A 6,229-nucleotide genomic window follows, 5' to 3' on the forward strand; every position below is an offset into this window, starting at 1 on the left:
ACGTGCGAGCAATACGCGAAGTCGCGCAGCCAGCATCGTCGCCCGTACCTGCGTTATCGCGGCAGGAAGTCGCTCGGCTGGGTGCCGCTGAAGGGCCGAGACCTGAAGCGCGAAGGCGATGCGTTTCGCTTTGCCGGCAATACCTTTCGCGTATTCAACAGCCGACCGCTTCCCGAAGGCAAGATCAAGGACGGCACCAGCTTTGCGCAGGATGCACGCGGCAACTGGTTCCTCAACATCGTGATCGAGATGCCCGATGTGCAGGCCCGCCCAATCCGTTCCGGCGTCGGCATCGATCTCGGCCTGACAGACTTCGCCACACTTTCGACCGGAGAAAAACTGCCGAATGACCGGTTCGGCCGGCGCGCGACTGAAAGATTGGCGAAGGCGCAGCGTGCGCGCAAGCACAAGCGGCATATCGCGAAGCTGCATGCCAAGATCGCAAATGCTCGCGCCGATTTCCAGCATAAGCTCGCGCTCGATCTGGTGCGGCGCTTCGATTACATCGCGGTCGGCAACGTGTCGGCCGCGAAGCTCGCCAGAACCAGGATGGCGAAGAGCGTCTACGACGCATCCTGGTCGTCCTTCCGAAACAAGCTCCGCTACAAAGCGATCGCGCACGGGGCCACGTTCGAGGAAGTTGACGAAAGCGGTTCGACCCAGTCCTGTTCGTCGTGCGGATCGAAAGACAGCACGACGCGGCCGAAAGGTATCGCGGGACTGAGAATAAGAGAATGGACCTGCAGTGGGTGTGGTGTCGAACATGATCGAGATACCAACGCTGCGCTGAACATTCTCCGATGCGGACGTGCATCGCCAGGTGTGGGAATCCTCTCCCTTTAGGGAGAGGAGGACGTCAAATAAGCATAGCGAGCAAAGCCGAGGTCGCGCCCGCTGGTTGTCTTACAGCAGCCAGCTAAATGTACGCTTTTGTCGCGTACACGAAGTCGGCGATATCCCCGTTAATGCCCGCGTGGTCGGCAATTTAATGAAGAATATGGGCGGAAAGTTCGCTATGGCGCATTCAAAGTCGATAACCGTTGCACGATAAACGGCACTAGCCGAAGCTGGAAAGGCTATGCGGGCTGCACTGCGGCGATGCAACTGATCAAACAGTGGCGGCTCACGCTCGATAATTCGACGAAGCTTATCAAGCAGGCGTCCGCTGACGCTTTGCGCGGTGCGTTTTGCTCACAGGACACCAGACAATGGCCGAAGTCGATCAAACAGTATCTGACGAAGATCACGCCGTGCTGAAACGTTTCTTTTCGGCGGGCGGATCCCTCCGCATGCTCGTTGACGTCGAGCGCCGCGATCTCGATACGCTGTACGCCTACGCCACGCAGCTCCTTGACGCAGGAGAGCTGCGGGCAGCGGAAAACTTCTTGCTGATGCTTGTGCGGGTCGACCACTGGAATTTCGATTACTGGTTCGTGCTCGGGCTTTGCCATCAGCGGCTCGCTAAGCATGACGAAGCCATATTTTGCTTTAGTCGCGCCGCGACGGTACGTGTCGACGATCCGCGGGCGTCATACCATGCGGGCGTAAGCTATCGACTCCTCGGCAATATCGAATACGCTGCGAAGGCGTTTCGCGCAGCGGTCGACTGGTGTGGAGAACGACGCGAATATTTGGACCTGAGGGCCAATGCATCGCGACAGCTCGCACAATGTAAGCGAGAGGAATGGAATGACAGCTGCAATTAATATGCATGGCGCGCACGGCGGATTCGCTGCCCCAACTACCGATCGGCATATGGATTGTTCCGGGCGCACTCGTGCCCCGAGGATCTTGCCGCCAGGCGCGGCGATGATCGTCGGCGTCGCCCGACGCCAGCTTGAGCAAGACGGACACGCATTGTCCGCCATGCACGCGCGCGTGTCGATGCAGGAGGCGGCGAGTGCGCTCGGGCGCGTCCTGCACAAGTTCGATCACACCCTAGGCACAAACGGATCGGGGCTGTCTCTCGAGGAGCGCTGCTTCGAGGACGTTTCGATGGAAACGATGCTACTCGCGACGACACTATTGTCGGCCACGGTGCTCGGGAACACCGCGGAACTCAAGAGCAAGGCGCTCGAGATCATGTGCGCGAAGCAGGAAGAGGTGCGGCGGCAGGAAATAAAGGATTGCCGCGAGCAGATTGATAAGGCGATAGAACAGCAGCAGAAGGCAAAGAAGGCCGGCATACTCGGTGTCATATTTGATTGGATTATCGCGGCTGTCGAGGTGTTGATTGGCGTCGCGAAGATCATCGGTGGCGTGTTTTCCGGCAATGTGACGATGGTTGCCGGCGGCGCGACCGATGTGATGGCGGGTGCCGCCGGTGTTGTCAAGGCGACGATGAACACGCTTGCGCTGATCGACGAGAAGAATGCGGACACGTATCGACAGATCGCGGATGTCGCGGCCAAGGTGCAGCTAACGTTTGAGATCGTGGGTGCGGTTATCGATGTCACGAGCGCGGCGCGCAATATGTTGCTCACAAAGGCAATTCCGCGGGCTACGATGGTCGTGCTGGAAAAAGGTGCTGGCAAGGCGCTCCAGCAGGCGGTCAAGGCGGGCAGCACGCTGGCTGTTGAAAGGGTTGCGCAGGCAGCTGGCAGGGAAGTTGCGGAGCAGGTATCTGCACAGATCTGTCGCGAACTTGGCAGGGTCGCGCTCAAAGCATCGAAAAAGGTGAGTAAAGATGCAGTTCAAAAGATGATCGAGCATCTCGGCGTAAACCGGATGCTTGAGAGCTTTTCGCGTGAGGCGATAGAGAAGATGGTAACCAAGGCTGTGGAGAAGGCCGGAAAAGACGCTATCAACCGGGGAGTCGAGCTGACCGCGCGCGAGCTGAAGGCGATTGTGAAAAAACTAGCGCGCGATGCGATGGTGATCGCGTTGAAGGCGTCGGTGTCGCCACTCTTGACCACGGCGCGCGCGATGGCCCCAGCCGTGAACCAAATGTCGTCCGGTGTGCTCGCCATCGAGCGAGCGAAGCTGCAGAAGGAAATCGACCGGCTCATCCTCGACCAGCAATGGCTGCAGATGTGCTTCGAGTTTTACAAGCAACAGAAGGAGGCGCAACAGAAAGGCGCGAAGGAGCTTATCGAGAAGGCCGCGCAGGCAGTGGAGGACGGCAGTCAGGCCCTCAAGGAGAGCGGCGCGGTTCAGTTGCACGTTGCTGCGTCGATGGTTTGAATGCATGGTGTAACGACGCCGTTTGAAATTCTAGGAGAACGAGTCATGAGTACTGTAACGCAAGCAAGCTGCGCGCCGGTCCGAGCCGATACGCTAGGTTTCGAGACTGTTGACCTGATCACCGGAGACGACGGGCCGATTGCGATGATCGAGCAGTTGAAGGCAAAGCTGAAAAAGATCTTCAGCGATATGTATGACTTGGAGCGGACGTTCAATGAGACGATGCAGCGGATCGCCTTCGATCGGCAGATCTGCACGATTGAAACCAAAAGGTCTGCGATCGCACAGAACTTCGACGCTGCGATGGCGACGGCAGTCGGTCAGCTCGTCGGAGGGGCAGTGGGCGCGCTCGGTGCTGCGTCGGGACGCCAGCTTGTCGGGATGGCGGCTGATGGACTATCGAAGGCGGGACAGGGGATTGCGGGCATCGCGAATGCGTCACTCGTGCGCGGTGCCCAGCAGACGCAACTGCAGGGCGATTTCGAGGGCCAGTCCAGCGAGCGTGTGCAGAAGGAGCTTGAGTCGACGGTCAGTCGGGCGCTTGACGCGTCGCGGCAAATGCGCGACGCGCTACGTGAGCTCGTCACGCTACAAGGCCAGATCGCAGCGGCGGTGCGGTATTGACGGGAGACGTGATGCTGACCGAAAACCTCGACGTTGCAACCCGCTATCTCCAAGCGCAGGGAATGCATCCGGAGCCCGCGTACTTCGGAGAAAGCCATTTCCGGATTGGGTGGCGCCTGCGAGTTAACGATCTCGATCTCGTCTACCGACTTGTCGACGATAGTTTGGTTGTCTGCGACCTCGCGGCCTGCAGTGGCGGGAGTGGCCCGAGTGACGCCGTCGCAACGTTTATTCATCTTGTGCACCGGATGGAGCGCGCGGGTATTGCGCTGCGCGAGGTGCGCGGAACCTTCTTTGAGACGGTATCGAATGCGCAACTGAACCGGTTGCGGCAGCGGCTCGCGATGGTGCTCGAAGCGCAGGGGGCGTACTGGCGTGAGATCGACGGGGATCCGTGGCTTGTCTATCCTGTCGGCAAGCGCGGAGCGGAGGTTGAGCCGTAGTAGGTGATTGCGATAGGTTTTCTCCGTTAGTGTCGCACGCGGTACGTTGGTCGCCAATCTGCCATTCCTTTTTGCGATTGTGTTTCATGTGCATGCGTCTTTGATGCGTGCGAGAAAGCCGGGAGGTCGGCAGCACTAAATGAGCTAACAGTATGTGCGGGGCGGTGCTGGTACGCCATCGCATAGTGGGCCGTGCCTTTGAGCCGCGTGGATTTCTTGAACTGTTCCGAGCGTTGGTGTTCGGTCTTTCTGATCCGCTTGGGGTTCCCGGACCAGATCTAGGGACTCTCTTCACAACCTTGTGACGCCATAGAATGGCGATGTCAGCCTTGAGACAAGCCCCGAGATGAAGCAGAAGACCTTCGCCAGCCTGAGCTACGAAACGAAGAAGCGCGTAACCCGTCGTGAGAAGTTCCTGATGGAGATGGGAACGGTGGTTCCGTGGCAACGCCTGATTGCGCTGATCGAACCGGTGTATCCGAAGGCGGGGCCGAAGGGCGGTCGGCCGGTGATGCCGTTGGCGACGATGCTGCGGATTTATTTCATGCAGCAGTGGTTCGCATTGAGCGATCCGGCAATGGAAGATGCGTTGTACGACAGCGAATCGATGCGGCGCTTCGCGGGTTTGGAGCTGAACGAAGACGCCATGCCGTCGGATACCGCGATGCTGCGCTTTCGGCATTTGCTGGAGCAGCACGAGCTGGCGGCGGCGATGTTGGCTGAAGTCAACGCGATGCTTGGTGAGCGCGGACTACTATTGCGCGAAGGCACGATTGTGGATGCAACGCTGATTCACGTGCCGAGCTCGACGAAGAATGCGAAGGGCAAACGCGATCCCGAGATGAGCCAGACGAAGAAGGGAAATCAGTGGTCCTTCGGTATGAAGGCATACATCGGCGTGGATGCGGAATCGGGCATCGTGCATAGCGTCGTGACGACGACGGCGAAGGTCAACGACAAGCGCTGTTTCGATGAATTGCTGCACGGCGAGGAGACAGCCGTGTGGGGTGATCGCGGCTACGACTTTCCGGACATTCGACGACGTTGTGCCGAGCGTGGCATATCGGCGGGAATCGCGCGCCGCAAGCAACCAGGCGAGCCCCGTTGGCGCATCGAACGCGAGATCAATCGCGTGATTGCGAAGGTGAGAGCGCGCGTGGAGCATCCGTTCCGGATCATCAAGCGGCAATTCGGTTATGTGAAGACGCGATATCGAGGCCTGGCGAAGAATACGGCCCAGATCGTCACGCTATTCGCGCTGGGCAACCTGTACCTGACGCGCCGTCAACTCGCGAATTGACGCGGCAAGGGCTGGCAATCCGGCATCTGGCGGGACTCGCCCGCCTCGATTGACGCTGCGCGTCTGCTTGAACGTAGCCCTGACCTGCCGCAAATCACGTGGCCGGCGCTGAAATAAATGAATCGCTTCGGGAAACATGGTTGCGAAGAGCGTCCCTAGAGCGGGTTTCGCGGCGTTTTCATGACCTTTCGGCCGAAGGCTGTATCGTCGGGCGAATTCACTCGGCGTTAGCGCCATGTGAGGTCGCATCTCATTGTAGTCGCGGCGCAAGCTTCTAGCCGTTGAATGTCTCGATGAAGCTATTGTCGGTGGGCTTGCTTGACGCTGCGATAGTAGTGGGTACAGCTTGCTTGACCAGCCGGCCCGCCCGCTGCGTCGGAAGGCGGAGCAACCCGTGTGCCGACGCGATGTAATAGGTTCCGGTCGGGGGGATGCCGCTTGGTATTTGTGCAGCGTTGTCCGAGCCGGACTTGCGATCGATCAATGGGCGCGAATTGATAGTCGGATGATGTGGGTCACGCAATATTGACGGAATCTATTTCCTTCGATGAGCGTGAGCCTTATGCCTCTTCCACAAATTTCGCAAGCGACGCGTTCAGGTACGGTGAGCCGGTCCACCCAGACGGACCCGCGACGCAATGCCGATCCGGACGTTGATCGCTTGCGTGCGCTCGACTAT

6 protein-coding genes are annotated in these 6,229 nt (G+C 59.0%); all 6 read left to right on the forward strand.

Going from position 1 to position 6,229, the window contains the following annotated elements:
• Window positions 1–843: RNA-guided endonuclease TnpB family protein (locus C7H84_RS35915; protein WP_162999526.1), on the forward strand; the 843-nt coding region annotated here is incomplete at its 5' end.
• 365 nt (window positions 844–1,208) lie between these two features.
• Complete coding sequence (locus tag C7H84_RS35920; RefSeq protein WP_121863198.1) at window positions 1,209–1,706, forward strand: SycD/LcrH family type III secretion system chaperone; 498 nt, start codon at window positions 1,209–1,211, stop codon at window positions 1,704–1,706.
• A gap of 103 nt (window positions 1,707–1,809) precedes the next feature.
• Complete coding sequence (gene sctE / locus C7H84_RS35925) at window positions 1,810–3,183, forward strand: type III secretion system translocon subunit SctE (RefSeq protein WP_240462214.1); 1,374 nt, start codon at window positions 1,810–1,812, stop codon at window positions 3,181–3,183.
• Window positions 3,184–3,228: 45 nt separating this feature from the next.
• Entirely contained in the window at window positions 3,229–3,807 is a 579-nt protein-coding gene (locus C7H84_RS35930) for a pathogenicity island effector protein (RefSeq protein ID WP_121863200.1), read from the forward strand.
• Window positions 3,808–3,818: 11 nt separating this feature from the next.
• A complete protein-coding gene (locus C7H84_RS35935; RefSeq protein WP_121863201.1) occupies window positions 3,819–4,250 on the forward strand; it encodes a secretion protein in 432 nt (143 codons plus the stop codon).
• 346 nt (window positions 4,251–4,596) lie between these two features.
• Window positions 4,597–5,550, forward strand: coding sequence for an IS5 family transposase (locus tag C7H84_RS35940; protein WP_121863202.1), 954 nt, complete (start codon window positions 4,597–4,599; stop codon window positions 5,548–5,550).
• Window positions 5,551–6,229: the final 679 nt, after the last annotated feature.

Source organism: Burkholderia sp. Nafp2/4-1b (assembly GCF_003635165.1).
Classification (GTDB): Bacteria; Pseudomonadota; Gammaproteobacteria; order Burkholderiales; family Burkholderiaceae; genus Burkholderia.